This is a genomic window from Psychrobacillus soli, assembly GCF_006861775.1.
GTDB lineage: Bacteria > Bacillota > Bacilli > Bacillales_A > Planococcaceae > Psychrobacillus > Psychrobacillus soli.
The window spans coordinates 22,910-45,366 of record NZ_VDGG01000031.1 but is presented as its reverse complement, the minus strand read 5'-3'; the positions used below and the strand labels follow the sequence as shown (position 1 = coordinate 45,366).

General features: G+C 37.3%; 21 protein-coding genes. 1 reads left to right on the top strand and 20 read right to left on the bottom strand.

Annotation, left to right across the window (positions count from 1 at the left end; all coding sequences use genetic code 11):
• Nucleotides 1-193: 193 nt before the first annotated feature.
• The 18 genes from gltS to rpsF all read right to left on the bottom strand — a co-directional run bounded on the left by gltS (nucleotide 194) and on the right by rpsF (nucleotide 20,302).
• Entirely contained in the window at nucleotides 194-1,378 is a 1,185-nt protein-coding gene (gene gltS / locus FG383_RS14265; RefSeq protein ID WP_142608066.1) for a sodium/glutamate symporter, read from the bottom strand.
• A gap of 819 nt (nucleotides 1,379-2,197) precedes the next feature.
• Nucleotides 2,198-2,677, bottom strand: a complete 480-nt coding sequence (rlmH, locus tag FG383_RS14260; protein WP_142608065.1) for a 23S rRNA (pseudouridine(1915)-N(3))-methyltransferase RlmH — start codon at nucleotides 2,675-2,677, stop codon at nucleotides 2,198-2,200.
• 87 nt (nucleotides 2,678-2,764) lie between these two features.
• Complete coding sequence (locus tag FG383_RS14255; RefSeq protein ID WP_142608064.1) at nucleotides 2,765-2,932, bottom strand: CxxH/CxxC protein; 168 nt, start codon at nucleotides 2,930-2,932, stop codon at nucleotides 2,765-2,767.
• A gap of 167 nt (nucleotides 2,933-3,099) precedes the next feature.
• Complete coding sequence (locus FG383_RS14250; RefSeq protein ID WP_142608063.1) at nucleotides 3,100-4,344, bottom strand: S1C family serine protease; 1,245 nt, start codon at nucleotides 4,342-4,344, stop codon at nucleotides 3,100-3,102.
• 125 nt (nucleotides 4,345-4,469) lie between these two features.
• Nucleotides 4,470-5,258, bottom strand: coding sequence for an MBL fold metallo-hydrolase (locus FG383_RS14245; protein WP_142608062.1), 789 nt, complete (start codon nucleotides 5,256-5,258; stop codon nucleotides 4,470-4,472).
• 12 nt (nucleotides 5,259-5,270) lie between these two features.
• Entirely contained in the window at nucleotides 5,271-6,083 is an 813-nt protein-coding gene (locus FG383_RS14240; RefSeq protein WP_246097013.1) for a two-component system regulatory protein YycI, read from the bottom strand.
• Nucleotides 6,061-7,389: a YycH family regulatory protein gene (locus FG383_RS14235; protein ID WP_142608060.1), complete on the bottom strand. Its 1,329-nt coding sequence runs from the start codon at nucleotides 7,387-7,389 to the stop codon at nucleotides 6,061-6,063. The genes FG383_RS14240 and FG383_RS14235 overlap by 23 nt, the downstream gene beginning before the upstream one ends.
• On the bottom strand, nucleotides 7,380-9,200 hold the full coding sequence (gene walK, locus FG383_RS14230) for a cell wall metabolism sensor histidine kinase WalK (RefSeq protein ID WP_142608059.1): 1,821 nt from the start codon (nucleotides 9,198-9,200) through the stop codon (nucleotides 7,380-7,382). The genes FG383_RS14235 and walK overlap by 10 nt, the downstream gene beginning before the upstream one ends.
• A 4-nt stretch (nucleotides 9,201-9,204) precedes the next feature.
• Nucleotides 9,205-9,909 carry a response regulator YycF gene (gene yycF / locus FG383_RS14225; RefSeq protein ID WP_142608058.1) on the bottom strand — a complete coding sequence of 235 codons (705 nt, stop codon included), beginning with the start codon at nucleotides 9,907-9,909 and terminating at the stop codon, nucleotides 9,205-9,207.
• A gap of 1,086 nt (nucleotides 9,910-10,995) precedes the next feature.
• A complete protein-coding gene (locus FG383_RS14220; RefSeq protein WP_142608057.1) occupies nucleotides 10,996-12,468 on the bottom strand; it encodes a M23 family metallopeptidase in 1,473 nt (490 codons plus the stop codon).
• Between the two features lie 385 nt (nucleotides 12,469-12,853).
• On the bottom strand, nucleotides 12,854-14,140 hold the full coding sequence (locus tag FG383_RS14215) for an adenylosuccinate synthase (RefSeq protein WP_142608056.1): 1,287 nt from the start codon (nucleotides 14,138-14,140) through the stop codon (nucleotides 12,854-12,856).
• Between the two features lie 140 nt (nucleotides 14,141-14,280).
• A complete protein-coding gene (gene dnaB, locus FG383_RS14210; protein WP_142608055.1) occupies nucleotides 14,281-15,636 on the bottom strand; it encodes a replicative DNA helicase in 1,356 nt (451 codons plus the stop codon).
• Nucleotides 15,637-15,648: 12 nt separating this feature from the next.
• Nucleotides 15,649-16,098, bottom strand: a complete 450-nt coding sequence (gene rplI, locus FG383_RS14205) for a 50S ribosomal protein L9 (protein WP_142608054.1) — start codon at nucleotides 16,096-16,098, stop codon at nucleotides 15,649-15,651.
• On the bottom strand, nucleotides 16,095-18,071 hold the full coding sequence (locus FG383_RS14200; protein WP_142608053.1) for a DHH family phosphoesterase: 1,977 nt from the start codon (nucleotides 18,069-18,071) through the stop codon (nucleotides 16,095-16,097). The genes rplI and FG383_RS14200 overlap by 4 nt, the downstream gene beginning before the upstream one ends.
• Before the next feature lie 12 nt (nucleotides 18,072-18,083).
• Entirely contained in the window at nucleotides 18,084-19,025 is a 942-nt protein-coding gene (locus FG383_RS14195) for a YybS family protein (protein WP_185907955.1), read from the bottom strand.
• A gap of 143 nt (nucleotides 19,026-19,168) precedes the next feature.
• Complete coding sequence (gene rpsR, locus FG383_RS14190) at nucleotides 19,169-19,405, bottom strand: 30S ribosomal protein S18 (protein ID WP_142608051.1); 237 nt, start codon at nucleotides 19,403-19,405, stop codon at nucleotides 19,169-19,171.
• A gap of 46 nt (nucleotides 19,406-19,451) precedes the next feature.
• A complete protein-coding gene (gene ssb, locus FG383_RS14185) occupies nucleotides 19,452-19,967 on the bottom strand; it encodes a single-stranded DNA-binding protein (protein WP_142608050.1) in 516 nt (171 codons plus the stop codon).
• A gap of 44 nt (nucleotides 19,968-20,011) precedes the next feature.
• Entirely contained in the window at nucleotides 20,012-20,302 is a 291-nt protein-coding gene (rpsF, locus tag FG383_RS14180; RefSeq protein ID WP_142608049.1) for a 30S ribosomal protein S6, read from the bottom strand.
• A 169-nt stretch (nucleotides 20,303-20,471) separates the two neighbouring features.
• On the opposite strand from rpsF, the gene FG383_RS14175 reads away from it, so the two are divergent.
• Complete coding sequence (locus FG383_RS14175; protein WP_142608048.1) at nucleotides 20,472-21,020, top strand: DUF3267 domain-containing protein; 549 nt, start codon at nucleotides 20,472-20,474, stop codon at nucleotides 21,018-21,020.
• A 24-nt stretch (nucleotides 21,021-21,044) separates the two neighbouring features.
• Here FG383_RS14175 and ychF read toward each other — a convergent pair whose 3' ends face one another.
• Both ychF and FG383_RS14165 read right to left on the bottom strand, forming a co-directional pair.
• A complete protein-coding gene (ychF, locus tag FG383_RS14170; protein ID WP_142608047.1) occupies nucleotides 21,045-22,145 on the bottom strand; it encodes a redox-regulated ATPase YchF in 1,101 nt (366 codons plus the stop codon).
• Nucleotides 22,146-22,233: 88 nt separating this feature from the next.
• A complete protein-coding gene (locus tag FG383_RS14165; RefSeq protein WP_142608046.1) occupies nucleotides 22,234-22,434 on the bottom strand; it encodes a DUF951 domain-containing protein in 201 nt (66 codons plus the stop codon).
• Nucleotides 22,435-22,457: the final 23 nt, after the last annotated feature.

The window sequence follows — 22,457 nt, the reverse complement described above, 5'->3', positions numbered from 1 at the left end:
TTATTTTACTCATAATGATTTCTCCCGTTCAAAGTTCGTAAATTCTAGTATAACGGGGTTTTGAAAAAGAAAAAACCCCGAATAGCTACACTTTTTCTAAAGTGTCTACTATTCGGGGTTCAGTTCAAAAAGGGCTAGAAGCTTTTTTTATTAAATCAGATATAGTTAATCTGGAAACAGTCATTCCAGTAAATCACTTGAACAAGTTAATGGTCGTGATAATGATCGGCGCGCTAAATACAACATCGATCAGGAATGCACCTACAATTGGCACGACCAGGAACGCCGTGCGAGAAGGACCGTACTTGCTCACGGTCGCCGACATGTTCGCCATTGCGTTCGGTGTTGCACCCAACCCGTGGCCTAAGAATCCGGAGATCATAACAGCCGCATCGTAATCCTTGCCAAGCATTCGGAACATCACAAAGATGGCATACAAGACGAGGAAGATAACTTGGATGAGTATAATGCCGATGAGTGGTAGTGCGAGATCTGCGACTTCCCACAGCTTGATGCTCATCAGTGCCATCGAAAGAAAGATCGCAAGCGAAACGTCACCGATTAAATTGATTTCCTTCATGTTCACCGTGCCCTTTATAAAGCGATCGGCAAGATTCCGAACAATGACCGCCACGAACATCGCCCCGATATAGGACGGCAGGACGAAGCCGGTCACATTCGTAAACAAATCACCAAGATACGTTCCCACTGCCATGGAGAACGTGAGGAGGGCGACCTGGACCATGAACGACCACTCTTGAATCGGCCTCTCTTCTTTCTCTACATACCCTTCTATTTTACCCGATGCCGGCTTTAAGTCATGTTTTTTAATCAGGTACCGCGCAACCGGGCCGCCGGAAAGGCTACCGCAAATCAGGCCAAGTGTGGCGGCGGCCATGCCAATCGTCAAGGCTGAGGAAATGCCCAAGTCCTCAATCGTCTGTCCGTATGCCGCAGCGCCACCATGTCCACCGTTCATCGAAACTGCTCCGGCCATGACACCCAACAGTGGGTCAATTCCAAACAATTGAGCAAACGAAACACCGATGACGTTCTGAAAGAACACCGTGACACCACACAAGAGCAAGTAGATGACTAAGAGCTTCCCTCCCAGTTTGATGAGCTTGAAGCTTGCCCCAAGGCCGACCGTTGTAAAGAAGGCAATCATGAACAGCGTCTGGAGCGATGTATCCAATGTAATCTCGACAATCCCCGTAGTTTTCAACACGAGCGCTAAAGTAGCGAATATCAAACCGCCGACGACAGGCGCAGGGATCAGGAATCGGTTAAGGAATCCGATCCGGTTGACAAGTGCCATTCCAAACAAATAGAGAGCTACTGCAAGGAACAGAGTTGTAATTTGATTGAGTTCAATCATATATCTTCACCTTTCTAAAAAGCTTTACCGCTTCATTGATGAAGTTCCCCCCAGCCGAACCTTTCAGCCGTTTTCATCAAGATCTTGGTTAACCTCGGATATGTTAAAGCTTGTTTTTTTGTCATTTACACATATATGCCGAATGAAAGCATCCAGCTGATCACGGCATGATTCGAAGTCCGTTTCTCCCTCAAACACATATGTGACGCCGAGCTCATCTACACGGTAAAAAAGCTCTGACGTGTTGCAATCGTCTCACTGCAGATTTGCCTATCCAAAGATTGCAACTGCTTTCCTTATACAAAAGATTCACCCTAAACTAATGGCGATACATAAGGAAACCATCCTCATACTCCAACAATAAATCCTAGTATTAGCAAATTTTAATTTTTTCTCCATCTATAAGTTTCCCTCTCCAATCGGTAAGCGCTTTCATACCTGAGAGATAACTTTATACTAGTATTTTACGGTATACCTATTGAATCCGACAAAATCCGACATTTATAGTTATATATTTTATAAAATGGTGCATCTTACTCTTTTGTTCAATTAGCCCTCACTAAACTTTTTTTTGCTTCAATTCCATCTACTACTGGCATTAATAGATCAATTAAAACGACGTCAGAGTGCACGATAAGGATCGGCAAAAGACAGTGGCCCTACTCTCCACCTCACCGATGACAAAACCAAGATCTCCTTACGTTATCATTTGCTTCAGCATTGTTCGACTTGACTTGACAATTTACATAATATAAAAGACCAAACCACCTTAATCGTTGTCATATCAACGTTCCAGGTGGTATTCTCTATAAACCGCACTTACTTATGGTAAGGCTCATTTTTTATAATCCGAAAAGCTCGATAAACCTGCTCCACCAATACCAACTTCATCAACTGATGTGGCAAAGTCATTTTACTAAAAGATAATTTTTCATCCGACCGTTTCATCACATCTTCATGTAAACCAAGCGATCCCCCTATAACAAAAGCAATTTTGCTACGTCCATATGTCATTAACGCCTCCAAATCACTAGCAAGCTGCTCGGATGACTTCATCTTTCCTTCAATTGCTAGTACAATGACATAAGTATCTGTTCCAATTTTAGAAAGAATCCGGTCTCCTTCTTTTTTCTTCACGATTTCCATATCGGCATCACTTAGATTTTCTGGTGCTTTTTCATCTGGGACTTCTACTAACTCGATTTTTGCATAACTACCTAGTCGTTTTGTGTATTCCTCGATCCCCAATTTTAAATATTTCTCTTTTAACTTTCCAACCGATACAATTTGTATATTCACAAGTTATCCACCTTCACATTTTGTTTACAAACAAGTTATACACAATACTTATGCACATATCCACATAACTTATCTACATATTGTGTCTCAATCTTCTTTTTCTACAACATATACTGCAGCGACATTACAGTATGTACACTTTGTGGATAACTTTTTATCTCCATCTAATTTTTCAAGCATTGGGAAAGTTTTTTGTTCCGCAACGAACATGTCCAAAGCTTGATTTATATGGGTTTCACAACTGAATATTCTCAATTTTATACTTCCTTTCGTTTTCCGAATAATTTAACAAGTTATACACAAATCATTCGTTCTTATCCACAATCTATTTTATCAAATGAAAAACGAGTAGGAAAGAACAGCATTTCTTTTCCTACTCGTTGTGTAAATCTTTTATTTACAAACCGGAGTTATCCACATGTTTATAATGTATCTGTTTCTTTTAATTTAATCGTTAGTTCAACTAATTCACCTTGGCGATATACTTTTACTTTCAACTCATCACCAATTTCTTTCTCATTATATAAATGTTTTCTCAACTCGATCGTGTTTTCTATTTTTTGACCGTCCATTTCTACAATGACATCATACGGTTTCATACCTGCTAATGCAGCTGGTGTATTTTCTATTACTTGGTCAACTACAACTCCAGTCGTTACTTCTACTGGTAACTTTAATGTATCACGTTGATGGAAAGCAGGTACATTTGTTACATCGACCAATGTAATACCCATTGATGGGCGATTTACTTTTCCATTTGCCTCCAAGTCTTCAATAATTGGAATTGCAGAGTTAACAGGTATTGCAAGTCCCATACCTTCTACTGTAGCTTCAGAAATTTTCATCGAATTTATCCCCACTAGTTGTCCCGCTAAATTGATCAAGGCCCCACCACTATTTCCTGGGTTAATGGCTGCATCTGTTTGTAAAACTTCTGCTTGCCAATCTTCAACTCCATCGCCATTAATATCTGTTGGTACAGCGCGATCTTTACCAGATACAACACCAGTTGTTACTGAACCGTAAAAGTCCAGTCCTAATGGGTTTCCTATCGCGATAACGGATTCCCCTTGTTTTAAGGCATCTGAATCTCCAAATTCGATCACTGTGTCCACACCTGCATCGTCAATTTCTAAAACTGCCAAGTCTGTCCATACATCGCTTCCAACTAATTTAGCTTCCACTTTTGCTCCATCTACTAAAGTTACCTCTACCGCCTTTGCATTTTCAATTACGTGATGATTCGTAATGACGTATGCTTTTCCATTTTCTTTTTTATAAATAACACCCGAACCAGTTCCAGCCTCTTGTTCTGATTGCGACTGACTCCAAAAGTTTGTGACCGATTGGATATTAGAAACACCAACTACTGCTGCCGAAGCTTTTTCTACTGCGCTCGTCACATCTGTTGTAATATCTACAGAAAGCTGTTCTGTTTTTGCAGTAGTATTATTAGTTGTTTTAGTTGCATTGTCTGTTGGTAAATTTGTAAGGACTGAAGGTATCAAAAACCATACTAGTAAAGCTCCAACTAGTACACCTGCTAAACCAGTGAAGAAATAGCCAGCTACACCTTGTTTCTTTTCTTTCTTTGGAGCTCTTTTTTCTACTATCGTCTCTTCTATTTTCGGTTCTTCTTGTGGTCCGTATGGATTATTTGGTTCCATCGTTCATCTTCCTTTCTTTTATACAACTGTTTGTACTGTTAATTTACCCAACTAACATTAAAATAAGATGAAAATTCATTTAAAGATAAATAAAAAAATTCCAAAGCGTACGCTTTGGAATTTTTTTAAACGGTTACTAATTCAGTTGGAACATTTGCATCTGTATCGTGAAGATGCACATATTCTCCTGCGACAATTCCACAAGAATTTAGTGTTTGTGCAACACTCATCCGTGCAAGGTCTTTCATATTATTATCTTTACTTAAATGGGACAAATAAATATGAGTGTTTTTTATATCTACCACTTCACTCATAGCAACCGCTGCGTCTTCATTGGAAACATGTCCTACGTCACTTAATATTCTTCTTTTTATCGACCAAGGATACCGTCCCATTTGAAGCATGCTCACATCATGGTTACTTTCAAAAACAAATGAATCTGCTCCTTTAATATGCCCTTTCATCCGGTCACTTACATACCCAGTGTCCGTTATTAAGACAAGTTTACGACCATTTTCATGAAAGATATAAAACATAGGATCTACTGCATCATGGGAGACAGCAAAGGACTGGATATCCATCGTTCCAAATGTTTTAACTGTCTCCATATCAAATTGGAATCGTTGGTCAACCGGCACTTTACCAATAAGGGGATCCATTGCTAGCCATGTTTTTTCGTTTGCATAGATTGGGATGCCGTGTTTTCTTGCCACGACACCTAGTCCCTTAATATGGTCACTATGTTCATGTGTAATAAAAATGCCAGATAGCTTTTTAATATCTCGATCTATCTCACTAAAAAGCTGCTCCATTTTCTTCCCACTTAAGCCTACGTCTACTAAAAACGAATGCTCCTCGTTTTCCACATAAATAGCATTCCCACTGCTCCCACTTGCTAAAACACTAAACTTCATTGTTAAAACTCCTTACTTTACTTCTGGTTGTTCCGTTTCTTTAGGAATTTCGCTAATTCTTCCTTCTACTGCATTGACAAAATACTCTTCCATCGTCCCATCTGAAAGTTCAACTTGTACATACCAAGTTGGTGCAAATACTTGAGTTTCTGTTAGAGTGGCTAACGTGGAATATCCAAGTCTAATATCTTTTACAGTCGAATCTGCTTTTAATAATGAACTAGAATACAAAACTTTAATTACTAACATTGGCGACACTAACTTTTTCAATTCATCGTAATCTTCTAGATTATCCAATACCGTTTGTTCATATCCAATAAGTTCTTTTTCATCATTCCAATGGACAATTACTTGCGCATTTTTATTGTGGTAAACGAGTCGATCATTTACTTTTTGAAAAAATGTAGCAGATTGTTCCTCTTCATCTATTTTCCATAATCCGTATGAATCACCACGAATAATATTTGCTTTGACTAACTTTTCTAAAGAGTTTTCTGTTGTTACCGCAATTGGTTCTTTGAATGTTCCTATTAATTGAAATCCATCCTTTACTTCTAACGTCTGGTTCGTTAATCCATCTAACTCTTCCATACTAAAAAGATGTACATTCCCAGAAACGTATGATGCCTCTTGGATATATGATTCTGTTTTCGGGACTTTTATATTATCCGACAGTAGCCTTTCCTCAATAGGAGTATCAATTGGCTCCACTACATTCAGCGCGTCGTTGTACCTATTCACGTAGAGAGATAACAAAAACACATTTAAAATAGAAAATACGATAATAAATATAGTTTTTGTTTTATTCCAATCCAAATTTGCCACCCCCTAATAGTTCCGGAGTGACTCGTATCCAAGAACCATTCGCTAAATAATACCACGAAGGCTCTAGATTCAGAACCTTCTCCTGATCGTCCTGAGACAAGTTGTATCCAATTGCAATATCATCTATGGATGACACTTTTTTGTCAGAAAGGGAGTAGATCAAGTCATATATATTTTGTCCAGATTGCAACTGAACATCTCTTTTTTTAGCAGGTGTAGAAACATCCAACGTATAATATGGTCTAATATACCGATATACACGATTTGTTCCCCAATATTGTATAATTTCGGTTGCTGTATCTTTACTGAAAACTGGCATTCCAAGAAAATAGAGCTGATAACTTACTTGTTTTGTAGAAAAATTGATACGACTATATCGATAATCATCTGTCCATCCATTATGCTCATTAACAAAGTTCAAACTTTGTTGAATGAGCTCGTCCGATTTACCAACTTGATCACTTTCCGAAGCCGGGTGTACATAACTTAATCTTTTAAATATAAAGTCGACGTTCATGAGTGCACTATCATCCGTATACTCCTGTCCACTTGTTCCTAATGGATTACTACGAACAAGGCTAGGAGTTGTAAATAATGCATTTTTGAATTTCTCCGGTGCAATTTCTTCTACAATATACGAATAGCTCGACATTATTTTAGGACTTGTAGTAACGTAAAGCGAAAGTCGATTTACTCTTTCTATCTCATTATACACCGGTAAATCGATCGTTTGTTTTTTCAAGCGTTTGATGAAGGTTTCTTGATTGGCATTGCCGATGTTAGCTGTATATACTTTTTGTGTTATCGTACTAATGAAGTATAGATTCATTTTTTCACTTGGACTTTCGCTCCATTCAACGATTAACCGATCGAACGAAGCGTTAGGTAAACTATAATCAGTAAAGTTTAAAATATTATCATATATTTTAAAGGGAACTTCCGCCGGAAAAAAGAATGTCATCCGATTCGGTTTTTTTGTATACTCATTTATTTGCTGATCACTTGCTTGATTATTCAGAAGCTCTACCGTTTGTATTTCCCAATTTTTCATCGAATTTAATACATCTTCGATCATTTGCGTATTTTCGGAACCACTTAATGACTCTTCTTGACTAAGCAGTAGTCGATACGGTTTTACTACATCTTCCATTCTCTTTTTTTCTGCAATTGCAATATCTACTACTGGTGTTTCATTCATATTATAGGAAGGTGAATACGTCCAAATCGTAAAAGTTAGTGTTAAACTAAGTAGGATAAGTAAGAGTAAAATAACTGATTTTACTTGTTCAATATACTTCAATCCCACTCACCTTCCTCGTCCATTTCCACTTTTAATGTGAAAAATATAGTCGTACCTTGTCCTTCTTCACTTTCCGCCCAAATGCTGCCACCATGTGCTTCTATCATTTCCCGGGCAATAGCAAGTCCAAGACCAGTTCCGCCCATTGACCTTGCTCTTGCACGATCCACTCGATAAAAACGATCAAAAATTCGGTTGACATTTTCAGTTGGTATTCCCATACCTTCATCAGAAATCATCACAGTTAACATATTTTCTTTCACTGCTACTCCAAATCGGATATTTCCTCCATCCGGTGAATACTTCATAGCATTGGAAATAATATTATCTATTACTTGTGTCAGTTTATCCGTATCGATATCCACATAATACGCTGTATCGGATAGCATTCGATGAAAAGTAACATGTTGCGATTTAGAAAGTTCAAATCGGTCTATTATTCGATTGAAAAATTGGTTGAAATTCACAGTTTCTCGATTCAAATCATAGTCCCTACTATCCATTTTAGATAACTGCAGCAAATCATTGACAAGTCGAATCATCCGTTGTGTTTCCGTTTGTGTTACTTGTAAAAATGTCGGAGCAATTTCATCATCTTTCCATGCACCATCTGCAAGTGCTTCTAAATAACTACTCATTGTCGTTAATGGCGTTCGCAGTTCATGAGAAACGTTTGCAACAAATTCTCTTCGTTCCATATCTATTCTTTCTTGTTCGGTATTATCGTGTAGTACGGCTATTAATCCATTCACAAAACCTGTTTCTTTTTGAATAACAGAAAAGTTCGTACGTAATATAAATGGACGCTCCTGTGTACTTAAATCTAAATTCATCGATTCCTTTAAATGAATTAAGTCTTCAAATGAATAAGCAGAATCAATGCCAAGAACCGATATAATCGGACGATTTAAAACCATCTCTCTCGGAATCCTCAATAATCTGATGGCAGGGTCATTAATAAGAATAACTCTTCCTTTGCGATCCGTAGCAATGACGCCATCCGTCATATTGGCAAGTACCGATGCAAGTTTTCTACGCTCTGCCTCTGTGGTCGATTGCGCTTCTTGTAAACGATTTGTCAAATGGTTAAATGCAATAGCTAGTTGTCCAATTTCGTCATTTCCATATACACGTACTTTGCGAGAAAAATTCCCTTTCGCCATAGCTTGCGCTTGTTTTCTCATATCCGATATTGGTCTAGTAATCGTTTGTGCGATTAATATTCCAAGAACAATTGTGATCGCAAGTGCAACGGCTGTACCCCCAGCAAGAATCTGGTTTATCTCATTCATTTGCCCAAAAACATTTTCAATATTCGACTCGATATATAAAGAACCAACTACTTCTCCCTGATAGATGATTGGCGTTGCTAAAATCCAAATTCGATTACGCGTTTCATCTAGTGAAATATTACTTTGTTCTGTTGCAGCGGTTATGGATAACTTTACTAATTCATCCATTGATCTTTGTCCAACAATCGATTGGTTGTTTATATCTGAAGTTGCTAAAATTTGGTATCTTGCATCAATAACACGTACTTCTTTAATATCGTATGAATTTAAACCAGACAAAATCGAACGTAGGCTTTGCTCTTTAGTTAAGTCTTCTTCATTTCTTATTTTAATGATTTCTTCTCGAGCACTAAACTCTAGTAAACTTACACGGTCTGATATGGATTCCTGAAAATTTTCTCTTAACGTTTGTTCCAACTCTCGAACAAAATATAAACCAATAATTTGCATCGCTATAATTATTAGCAGTATATAGATAAAAACAATCTTCATATGAATTGATTTGAAATAACCAACCTTTTGCATTTGTTTACTCCTGTTCAGGATTTCTTAAATAGTAACCGACGCCTCTTCTAGTTACAATCCAAGTAGGATGACTAGGATTGTCTTCAATCTTCTCACGCAGACGACGAATGGTTACATCTACTGTTCGAACATCTCCAAAGTAATCATATCCCCATACTGTTTGTAATAAATGTTCACGGGTCATCACTTGTCCAATATGTTTGGCTAAATAATGTAATAGTTCAAATTCTCGATGTGTCAGCTCAATTGTAGCATCTCTTTTTAATGCCAAATACGCATCTGGTTGTATCGTTAATGGTCCTATTACAATATCATTTGTCGTAACCTCTGCATCACCGTGTGTCGTTTGGTGTCTTCGCATATTTGCTTTCACTCTTGCTATTAACTCTCTTGTGCTAAATGGTTTAGTAACATAGTCATCTGCCCCTAGCTCCAAACCGAGCACTTTATCGATTTCTGAATCTTTTGCAGTTAACATGATGATAGGAAAATCATGTTTTTTTCTTATTTCCCGACAAACTTCCATACCGTCTCTATTTGGAAGCATAATATCTAATAGCATCAAATCTGGTTGTATCTCTTCTACCTTTTTTAATGCTTCATCGCCATCATAGGCACAAAATACTTGATAACCTTCTTTTTTTAAATTAAATTGCAGTATATCTGCAATCGGCTTTTCGTCATCTACTACTAATATTTTTTTACTCATCTATAGTACCCCTTTCGTTCTTTTCTCTATATTTTGTAGAAATAAAATTTTTCTTAATGTATTTACTCTATCATGCTTTTACACTCTTCGCATCCTTAAAGGAAGTAGTTGGTATTAGGACAAGTAAAGTCGATGTTTGTCGAATTATTTCCCAGGAAATTATCATTTTATCCAACAAAAAGCGGAATAAAGTTAAAACCTCTGGTAGATGGTGCACAAAATAGGGATACTGCGTCGTAAGGTGACCGCTGTGATTTTCGCTGCAGTCGAGCACTTTCCCCCGGGTGAGCGATGAGCCACCCCCGCCGCTTAGGCGTACGCCTGCGGTGTCTCATTTGCCCACAGGGGAAAAAAGGCTAAGAGCGCCACATCGTGTGGCAACGCCTTCGTGACCAACATCCTGTTGGCCTCAGCTGGAGTCGTCGCCTGCAGCGAAAATCAACATAAATGGCTTACTTATCAGCTTCGGCCCGTAAAAAACAAAAATTTTTACATTTTTTTCGAATGTGTAAATCCAATAAATGNTTGCCAGTGAAAGCAACCAATTCTTAAAATAACAAGTTTACTTGGAGTGAGACGACGATGAATACGAGGTGTCATACCAATAAATAGTTGTATGAAACGAACTTTATCCTAAGTAAATGCTCAACTTATTTGGAGAAAGCATTTTCTAATTAGCTTTACTAAATATTGCGTAGGGAATCTGATCAATTTAAAGCTCTGATAACAGTAGACGCAAAATTAGCAAGAAATTTCCATTGATTTTCGCTGCAGGCGTCGACTCCTACCGGATAAGTGAGCATAATGAGACTTCTCAGGCGTCCGCCTAAGCGGCGGTGAAGGCTCATCGCTTACCCGGTGGAAAGCGTACGACTGCAGCGAAACTCCTAGTGGTCACCTAATTGGTCTTTTACCACGCATTATCTCTATACTGTGCTCGAATTTTAAAAATGACTTAACTTACTTATATTTCTTGTAAATAGTTGTCTACATCTCTAGAATTTTATAGTTTCTTAAGCGGAAACAAAGGCAAATTTGATTATAATAAAAGAGACAGCCAAACTAGTGACCGTCTCTACTTTTTTATTAGTTTAACACAGATAATGGATTAATCGTTACACCGTTTTTCTTCACTTCGAAATGTAAGTGTGTACCGGTTGAACGGCCAGTACTTCCCATTACACCTAACTTGGAACCTTGTGGTACAACATCTCCTACACTAACACTTATAGAAGAAAGATGAGCATAGGTCGTTTTATAACCATTTTGATGATTTACAATTACCCGATTACCATATGTTCCATCCCATCCAGCTGCTTCAACAATGCCGTTATCTGAAGCCTTTATCGTGAAACCGTTAGGACGTGCAATATCTATCCCTTCATGCTGACGACCCCAACGATAACCCATTTTACTAGAAATATACCCACCTTCAGCAGGCCAAGCAAATTGGCCAGAACCACGAGAAGGTATCACTTTTGTTCCTTTTAAGACGATATGATCCTTAGGTTCTACAAGAATGGTCTCTTCAATTACGGATTGACCTACTTCGACTCCATTTTCTTTACGTACTAAATATGTAGCTATCTTCTTTCCATCCGAACCTTCTTGTTTTACTTTTGTATCGCCTTTATACATTTCATCTGTTTCTTCTACTTTTTTTGTATGTTGGATAACTTCTTCCGCTTTTTTTTCATATAGAACATCTACATTAATAAGCGGTTTTAAAACTGTTACATTTAACTCTTGGTCTATTTGTAATAATGTAGATTCTGTAACACCTGGATTTAAAGCCATAATCTCTGCTGATGTTAAATCATGCTTACTAGCTATTGTTCCTAATACGTCGCCTGCAGTCACTTTATACGTTTCTTTTTCTAGTGTTCCTTCTAATAGAAGTTTTACTGCATCATCAGGTGAAACAACTTTTTCTGGATTGATTTCTACAGTAACCCCTGATACCTTTTCATTTAAGATTAAATCCTTAATACGTGTTTCATTTTCTTTTAATTCGGGTAAAGCTTCATTAGAACCTTTTCGTGCTTCCAATGCTTGTAACTCTTCTTCCGATACAAAGTGTAGTTTTAGTTTATGTACCGCTTCCTGATAAGCTTCCAAGTCTTTGACGTAGACTGCCATCTCGTCATTAACGGATAATGCAAATGCTTTTGCTTTTACTTCAATTAATTCATCCAACTTTTGAAGGGTTGTTTCATCATTTGTAGAAGCCGTAAAAACTTGTTCAGACACAACAGATAAATTAGAGCCTGCTTTTAAAGAAAGATTCTCGTATTGGGAGTGCGAATCTTGAACTTTTTGTTCGATCATTGCTTGCATCTCTGTTTGATCAGACAATGCCCCTACGTATTGTCCATTAGAATATATATGATAAATTTCTTTCAATGTATTACTGTCATCTTCATTTGCAAAAGCCATATTAGTGCATAAACCTGATATGAGCAAAATTGATATGGTTGCTTTTTTCACAATGCTTGACTTTCTGTTTGACAGAACAGTTCGTTGAATTCCCTGTTCCTCATTCTTTCTCTTCAAAAACATGATAAAGCCCCTTCCAAACTAATTCAAAACAATCTTCTCTATTTTTCACACTACTTTAATTTAACATATTTGAATTAGGGAAGTGTACTAATTATCATAGTTGTAAAGAAACTGTAGCATTGGTTCCAAAATATTCTATTAGCTTACAAAAAAATGAAATTAATTGAGCTTTTTTTCTATACTTTCAACCTTTTTGTTTTAATTTTCACTAATATACTCGTTTTTTGTACATTAGTTCCCATAATTCTTTGTTATATTTGTCATAATAGAAGATTAGAAATACCAATTTTTCAATAATTGTCGAGTAAATGAATAAAAGCAGTCAAAAAGTTTTCACTTTTTGACTGCTTTTATGAAAAATAATGGACATCACTGATTTATTTCACTATCTCCAAACGCTTGAGATAATGTTTGTTTGTGTACGATCTGGGCCTACTGAAAAGATCGAAATTTGTACACCGGTAAGTTGTGCAATACGCTCAAGATAATGACGAGCAGTCGTTGGTAGCTCATCAAGCGTTTTACATTTCGTAATATCTTCGCTCCAACCAGGTAACTCTTCATATACCGGTTCACATTCAGCAAGCATCCGAAGATTTGCTGGGTACTCTGTGATTAACTCATCTTTGTATTTGTAAGCAGTGCACAGTTTTACTGTGTCTAATCCAGTTAAAACATCGATGGAGTTGACCGTTAAATCTGTTAATCCACTCACACGTGCTGCATGTCTGATTACTACGGTATCGAACCAACCAATTCGTCGTGGTCTACCAGTTGTTGTTCCATACTCTTTACCAACTTCACGAATTTGACTGCCAACTTCATCAAATAGCTCTGTTGGAAAAGGTCCATCACCTACACGGGAAGTATAAGCTTTACATACTCCTACCACATGAGATATTTTTGTTGGACCTACTCCGGCACCAATCGTTACTCCTCCTGCTACCGGATTGGAAGAAGTTACAAATGGATACGTCCCTTGATCAATATCCAACATGACGCCTTGAGCTCCTTCAAAAAGTACACGACGACCTTCGTCTAATGCATCGTTTAATACTTTTGAAGTATCTGTTACGTATTTTTCAATTTCTTTCCCGTACCCATAATATTCTTCTAAAATTTCTTCTACAGTAAATCCTTCTGTTTCGTAAAATTTCTCAAACATTCTATTTTTTTCAACTAAGTTCTGTTCTAACTTTTCTTTAAACACTTCATAATCGAGAAGATCCGCCATACGAATACCGATACGTGCAGCTTTGTCCATATAGGCTGGTCCAATTCCTTTGCCCGTTGTACCAATCTTATTTGCACCTCTACGCGCTTCTTCTACTTCATCTTGTTTAATGTGATAAGGAAGGATGACATGTGCGCGATTAGAAATTCGTAAATTATCCGTTGTTACACCTCGATCATGAAGGCCCTTTAGTTCTCTCACTAGTGCACCTGGGTCTACCACCATGCCGTTTCCAATAACAGAGATTTTATCCTTGTAAAAAATACCGGAAGGAATTAAATGAAGTTTATATGTTTCGCCTCCGAAAATAATAGTATGACCTGCGTTATTTCCGCCTTGATATCGTGCGATTACTTCTGAGTTTTTTGAAAGAAAATCTGTAATTTTTCCTTTTCCTTCGTCTCCCCATTGTGTTCCAACAACTACTACTGATGGCATTACCGACACCTCCGCCAGACATTTATATGTCCTGAATAAAATCAGTGTAATTGTACCAAGCATCTAAATCTCAGTCAACTAATTACAACAAAAAACACGAACAATTAATGTTATACACATTAATATGTTCGTGTTAAAAATTATGCTGGTGGAGCCTGATGCTGACTCCAATCAATATTAACAAACTTGTTAAATTCCTTCACAAAAGCAAGCGTTACCGTTCCAGTCGGACCATTACGTTGTTTTGCAATAATAATTTCGATCATATTTTGATTTTCTGTTTCTTTGTCGTAGTAATCTTCCCGATATAAGAAAGAAACAATATCCGCATCTTGCTCAATCGAACCAGATTCACGTAAATCGGACATCATCGGTCGTTTATCTTGTCGTTGTTCTACTCCACGGGATAGCTGTGAAAGCGCAATGACTGGTACTTTTAACTCACGAGCTAAACCTTTTAGAGATCGGGAAATTTCAGAAACCTCTTGTTGACGGTTTGCTTGGCTTCCACCGCTTCCTTGAATAAGTTGTAAATAGTCAATTAAAATCATTCCAAGACCTGATTCTTGTTTTAAACGACGGCATTTAGCACGTATTTCATTTACTCGAATCCCTGGCGTATCGTCGATATAAATACCAGCATTTGATAAGCTTCCCATCGCCATCGTAAGCTTACGCCAGTCTTCCGTTGTAAGCGCACCTGTACGAAGGACTTGCGCATCTATATTCCCCTCTGCACAAAGAATACGCATTACTAATTGTTCTGCCCCCATCTCCAAGCTAAAAATAGCAACATTTTCATCCGTCTTTGTTGCTACATTTTGTGCTACATTGAGTGCAAATGCTGTTTTCCCTACGGAAGGACGTGCAGCTACAATGATCAAGTCATTTCGTTGGAAACCAGCAGTAATACGATCTAAATCACGAAACCCTGTAGGTATTCCCGTAACATCACCTTTTTGAGAATGAAGCTTTTCGATGTTATCATATGTTTCGACTAATACATCTTTAATATGCTTAAAGTCACCAGCATTTTTTCGGTTAGCGACTTCCATCATTTTTCTTTCAGCTTCTGATAATAAGGCTTCCACTTCGTCTTCTCTAGTAAATCCATCCTCTACTATCGTAGTAGCTACACGAATAAGTCGTCGTAGAATAGACTTTTCTTCTACTATCTTTGCATAGTGGCCAATATTTGCGGCAGTAGGAACGGTATTAGCAATCTCACTAATGTACGAAATACCTCCGACATCTTCCAATTCTTTTTTAGCAGAAAGTTCTTCGGTTACAGTTACGACATCTATTGCTTTTCCTTGATCACTTAACCGTAGCATCGTTTGAAATATCTTTTGATGCGCGACCCGGTAAAAGTCTTCCGGCATCACAATTTCTGCGGCAGTTATCAATGCTTGGGGTTCTAAAAATATTGCTCCAATGACAGATTGTTCAGCTTCTTGGTTATGTGGGGGTACACGGTCCAACAATGGATCGCTCATTAATCTCTCTCCTTACGCTTCTTCTGTTACATGTACTTTTAATGTTGCCACTACTTCCTGATGTAGTTTAACTGGAACATTTGTAAATCCCAATGCACGAATAGCATCGTCTAGCTCCATTTTACGTTTATCAAGTTTAATACTATGAGACTTTTCTAATTGTGCAGCGATTTGTTTGGTTGTTACAGAACCAAATAATCGACCATCGCTACCTGATTTTGCCTTCAATTCAACCGTAAGTTGCTCTAATACTTCTTTTAATTTTTTTGCTTCTGCTAACTCTTCAGCAGCTTCTTTTTCTGATTTTTTCTTTTGTCCTTCTAAAGCACTTATAGCAGCAGGGTTTGCTTCAACTGCAAGTTTATTTTTCAATAAAAAGTTATGTGCATATCCATCCGCTACGTTTTTAATTTCCCCTTTTTTCCCTTTTCCTTTTACATCTTTTAAGAATACAACTTTCATTCTGCATTTCCTCCTTCAATTGTTTCCGTAATGGCATTTTTTAATAACATCGTTGCTTCCTCTATTGTTTTATCTTCTAATTGACATGCGGCATTCGTTAAATGACCACCGCCATTAAGCTTTTCCATGACTAACTGGACATTTACATCTCCCAGCGATCTTGCGCTTATTCCTATCTTAGAATCACTTTTACGCCCTATAACAAACGAGGCGGTAATATTATTCATCGTTAATAAAATATCGGCAGTTTGAGCTAGTAACACTTGACTATAAGCAATATTATCTGCACCATGTGCAATTGCAATGCCTTCCCCAAAAAACTCAACCGTTTGTACAATTTTAGAACGCTCAATATACGTATCGATGTCCTCTTTCAGTAAACGTTGTACAAGTACCGTATCTGCTCCATTCGTACGAAGATAGGAAGCTGCTTCAAATGTTCTAGCTCCTGTACGAAGGGTAAAGCTTTTCGTATCTACTATAATCCCTGCAAGCATAGATGTAGCTTCTAAGCTTGTTATCTTTTGATGTTTAGGTTGATATTCAATCAGTTCAGTAACAAGCTCCGAAGTAGATGATGCATACGGTTCCATATAAACAAGCATTGTATTGGATATAAATTCTTCGCCTCTTCGGTGATGATCAATAACGACTATTTTTTCTGCTTTTTGAAGCAATTTCTCATCAATCACAAGGCTCGGTTTATGCGTATCTACTACAACTAGTAGAGTTTTATCGCTCATTTTATTCATTGCTTCTTCTGGACTGATAAAACGATCATACAGTTCTGGTTTTTCTTTTATTTCATCCATTAGTCGAGTAACGCTGTTGTCTAGTTCATTAAAGTCAATTACAACATAGCCATCTACTTTATTCATCTCGGCCATCTTTCTCACTCCGACAGCAGATCCTATGGCATCCATATCAGGCATACGATGACCCATCACAAACACTTGGTCACTATCTTGGATTAAATCTCGAAGGGCATGCGATATAACTCTAGCCCTAACACGCGTTCTTTTTTCTACTGGATTTGTTTTCCCGCCGTAAAATTTCACTTTTCCACTTGGATGTTTGATCGCTACTTGGTCGCCACCGCGTCCTAATACTAAATCTAGGCTGGACTGCGCTAATTCACCAAGCTCTACAAGTGAAATAGATCCGGTACCGACTCCGACGCTTAACGTCAAAGAAAAGCCAAACTTAGAAGTAGTCTCTCTAATGTCATCTAAAATCGAAAATTTGTTTTTCTCTAATTCCACTAAAATCGATTCGTTAAAGACCGCTAAAAAACGATCCGAGGAAATTCTTTTCACGTAAATTCCATACTTTGCTCCCCAGTCATTAACACATGAGGTAACAATACTATTTAGCTGTCCTCGAGTTTGGTCGTCCATCCCTTGAGCAATTTCATCATAATTATCGATAAATAGTACACCAATAACTGTACGATCTCCATAATATAAGGATTCCATTTCAACTTGTTCTGTAATATCAAAGAAGTACAATAGCTTTTCTTCCGCTTTATACAACACTTTGTAGTTATTGTCGTCAAACGAAATGACCGTTTCTTTTGAATCTTCCTGTTTCAGAAGCTGTTTAAAATCTGTTGATATAGAAAATAATTCTTCGCCAATGATCGTATCGAAGGGTAGTTTTTGCGTCATATAAGGATTTGCCCATTCAATGACATATTGATCATTTATCAATAAAATACCAATAGGCATTTCTAAAAGCGCTTCTTCTCCTACTTTCTTCATCCTGTAAGAGAGTGTTTCTATATGTCTTTCTGTCTCTTCATATACACGCTGTTCTAAAATCCATGCATAAATGGACACGCCAATTACTAATAGAGCAAATAATAATCCAACTAACAAATTGTTAGACAACAGTAAATAAGCTGCTACAGCTCCGAGTAGCATGAACAAAACGAGTGGATATCGAATTGGCCGTTTTCTAAAAAAAGACGCCATTTGATCAACTCCTTATTTTTTGTACCTGTCTTTTAAAAACGCTCGCAAATTAAATCCTAAATCTAAAACACCTAATATAATTGTGAACGTAAAAAGCGGTACGGCAAGAATGCTTGCTAAAATCATCGACCATTTTGGCCATCCCTGCACATAAAAATAGTAGTGAATGAGTGAAACACCTTGTAAAAACAAAAGGACTCTTAAAATAAGTGCAGCATTCACAAAAAGTAAATAACCAAAAGTTCCAATTTCAAAGGACATAAACAATGTGAAAATGGATACAATTAAATAATACCATAACACCACTTTTGGTAGTCTAAAATCCATGAAATTCGAGAATTTCGGAACATCTAATTTTAATCTTTTCAATATGGACAAATTAATAATTAAGTAAACAAAAGCAGTTAAAAATACGCCTCCAATAAAATAAGATGGCATAATGGATTCTAAATGCAATAATGCATAGGAAACCCGCTCATCATAATCCTTTGGCAACTGCCCAACAGATGACATAATATTTCCTGCTTGTTTGTATGATATTTCAATAGTCTTTAAAAAGTTCTCTAAAATGTTAATATTCAATACTAAAATAGAAATTATGTATTGTACCAGTATCATAAGCAATAGAAAGATTCCAGAACTCATTAGTATATAGAGTTTGGACCTATCATTTCGAATCGAATGACCTATTATAAAACCTAAAGGAGCAGCTAACACCCCAGATATTAGCCCAAAAATCCCGCCAATTAGGAAAGATATTACGACAGCCATAATAGTTACAAGTATAGCTTGTTTTCTTTCAAACTTTGCACTGTACCAAGCAATAGGTAATGGGACTACAAACAAGGTTATAATACTTACGAACGGAATATAAATGGATATTGCTAAAAGAATAGCGAATAGTGCAATCATCATAGATCCATATGTTAAATAGTTTGTCTGATTTTTTTGCATGAAGGACCTTCCTTTTTTATAATCATCTATCCATTGTAACAGATTTACTACAACAACTAAAATTCCATACATCATCGTTTTACAGTTAACATAAATTTTTCTACAAAAAAAAGACCGGTTTCCCGGTCCTTTGATTTATAAACTTATCTCTCTTCAGAAGAGAATGGAAGTAAAGCCATGATACGAGATACTTTAATAGCTCGTGTTAATTTACGTTGGTACTTCGCGCTAGTTCCTGTCACACGACGTGGAAGAATTTTCCCACGTTCTGACACGAATTTTTTCAACAAATCTACATCTTTATAATCGATGTTTGTGATGTTGTTAGCTGTGAAGTAACAAACCTTACGGCGTCTTTTGCCTCCGCGACGTGGTGCCATAATAGATTGCCTCCTTTTCGATTAAAGTCACATGCGTGAAGTCCTCTTAGAATGGTAGGTCGTCATCCGATACTTCGATTGGTCCACTACTATTTGCAAAAGGATCTTCATCTACACGTGTATAATTTTGCTGATTCATTGGTTGGTTTTGCTGATATGTCGGATATGGATTTTGTTGTTGTTGTTGTTGCTGTTGTCCGCCACCATATGGTTGACCCGATTGGCCACGGTCTCCAGAACTACTACGTGGTTCTAAGAACTGAACGCTGTCTGCGACAACATCCGTCGTATAAACACGCTTTCCATCTTGTCCTTCATAACTGCCTGTTTGAATACGCCCTTCGACACCTGCTAAACTTCCTTTTTTCAAGAAGTTAGCTGTGTTTTCCGCTTGTTTTCTCCAAACAACACAGTTGATAAAATCAGCTTCTCTTTCACCTTGTTGGTTGGAAAATGTTCGATTGACAGCTAGTGTAAATCTTGCCATTGCCACACCACTTGGCGTATAGCGAAGTTCCGGATCTTTTGTTAGTCTTCCAACTAAAACGACACGGTTAATCATCAGTGTACAACCTCCCTCATTCAGCTTTTGTTAAGTCGATTTTATTATTTATCGTCGATACGAACAGCAATGTGACGGATAATGTCCTCATTGATGTTAGCTAAACGAATGTATTCATCGATTGCTTTTGAATCAGCGTTTGCTTTAACGATTTGGTAGTAACCTTCACGTAAGTCATTGATTTCGTAAGCTAAGCGGCGTTTACCCCAGTCTTTTGCTTCGATGATTTCAGCACCGTTTGAAGTCAGGATTTCGTTGAAACGCTCAACTAAAGCTTTTTTTGCATCTTCTTCAATTGTTGGTTGAATAATGTACATTAATTCGTACGTTCTCATCTATTTACACCTCCCTATGGTCTTTGGTCGATTGTTTAACAATCGACAAGGAGCAAGTAATTCTATTACTCACATCAATGAATTGTACCATAAAGATTTTATTATTTCAAGATTCATTGTCATTGTTTTTACTATTCCTGTATATTTACATTAGATGGAGGGATCGTTCATGGACAATAAAGAAGATTATTTATCGATTATTGAAATTGATTTGAAAAAAGTTGTTTGGTCTAGTTTTATCATGACCGTCTTGTTTTCCCTACTTGGAATGTTTTTTTATATTTGGATGTATGGTGGCTTTGAAATAATATTTTCACTCATTGATTTCCTATTATTTTTTATTGGATATGTATTATTAATTGTTTTACATGAAGCATTTCATTTGATTGGTTTTTATTTTTTCGGGAAAGTTCCGTGGAGTAGTATGGATTACGGCGTTAATCTCAAGATGGGCATTGCTTACGCAACAACGAATATTCCTTTACCTAATCATGCGATGAAAAAAGCATTACTGCTCCCTTTTTGGGTGACAGGCGTTCTTCCAATGTTCGTCGGATATATAATAGAAATGCCAGTGCTAGTTCTTTTAGGTGCATGGCTTGTTGCTGGTGCAGCTGGTGACTTTGCGATGTATAAAGAGCTAAGAACATATCCTAGAGATGTTTTAATCAAAGATGATCCTGTAAAACCTAAACTGTATGTATTAAAAAAAGATTAGCGAGAGAGTCGCTAATCTTTTTTATTAAACGTTAAAACGGAACAACATTACATCGCCGTCTTGTACTACGTACTCTTTTCCTTCTAGACGAACTTTTCCTGCTTCTTTTGCAGCTGCCATAGATCCTGTTGCAACTAAATCATCATAAGCAACTGTTTCCGCTCGGATAAATCCTTTTTCAAAGTCTGTGTGAATAACTCCTGCACATTGAGGAGCTTTCATCCCTTTTCGGAACGTCCATGCACGCACTTCTTGTACACCTGCCGTAAAGTAGGTAGCTAGTCCAAGTAATGAATAAGATGCTTTAATTAATTGGTCTAATCCTGATTCTTCAATTCCTAGTTCTTCTAGGAACATTTGCTTCTCATCGTCTTCTAGTGCTGCCATTTCCTCTTCGATCTTTGCACAAACGACAATTACTTGTGCACCTTCTTCTGCAGCAAATGCACGTACTCTTTGTACGTATTCATTTTCATCATCTGCCATAATATCATCTTCCGATACATTCGCAACGTATAACATTGGTTTAATAGTTAATAAATGTAGACCTTTAACTACTCGAAGTTCCTCTTCCGAAAAGTCAACCGAACGACCTGACTTGCCAGCTTCAAAAGCCTCTTTTAAGCGTGAAAGAATCGGTTCTTCTACCATTGCATCTTTATCTTTTTGTTTCGCCATTTTCGCAACGCGAGCTAAACGTTTATCTACACTTTCTAAATCTGCTAAGATTAGCTCTAGATTAATTACTTCTATGTCGGAGATTGGATCCACTTTACCCGAAACATGTGTAATATTTTCATCATTAAAGCAACGTACTACTTGGCAAATTGCATCTACTTCGCGAATATGAGCTAAGAACTTGTTACCAAGACCTTCTCCTTTACTCGCACCTTCTACAATCCCTGCTATATCTGTAAACTCAAATGCAGTCGGAACTGTTTTCTTTGGTACTACTAATTCTGTTAATTTATCTAAACGCGCGTCTGGAACTTCTACAATTCCTACGTTCGGATCGATCGTAGCGAACGGATAGTTAGCTGCAAGTGCCCCCGCTTTCGTTATTGCATTAAACAGTGTGGATTTTCCTACGTTCGGTAATCCTACAATTCCTGCCGTCAATGCCATATATGTCACAACCCTTCTCTATATTAACCTACACTTTTTTTATTTATAACCTGTTCATTATATTGATTTTAATACTAAAAGTCTATCTTTACTCAGTATCCGCTTGTTTTAAAAGTCGCTTCATTTTTTTCTCAAATTCTTTTCTTGGGATGAGTACACTATGCTGGCAACCTTCACATTTGATACGAATGTCGGCTCCCATTCGAATAATTTTCCATGCGTTTGTCCCACAAGGATGCTGCTTTTTCATCTCTACTATATCATTTAGTTGAAACTGCTTGTTTTCCATGTCAATCACCTACTTTTACTATG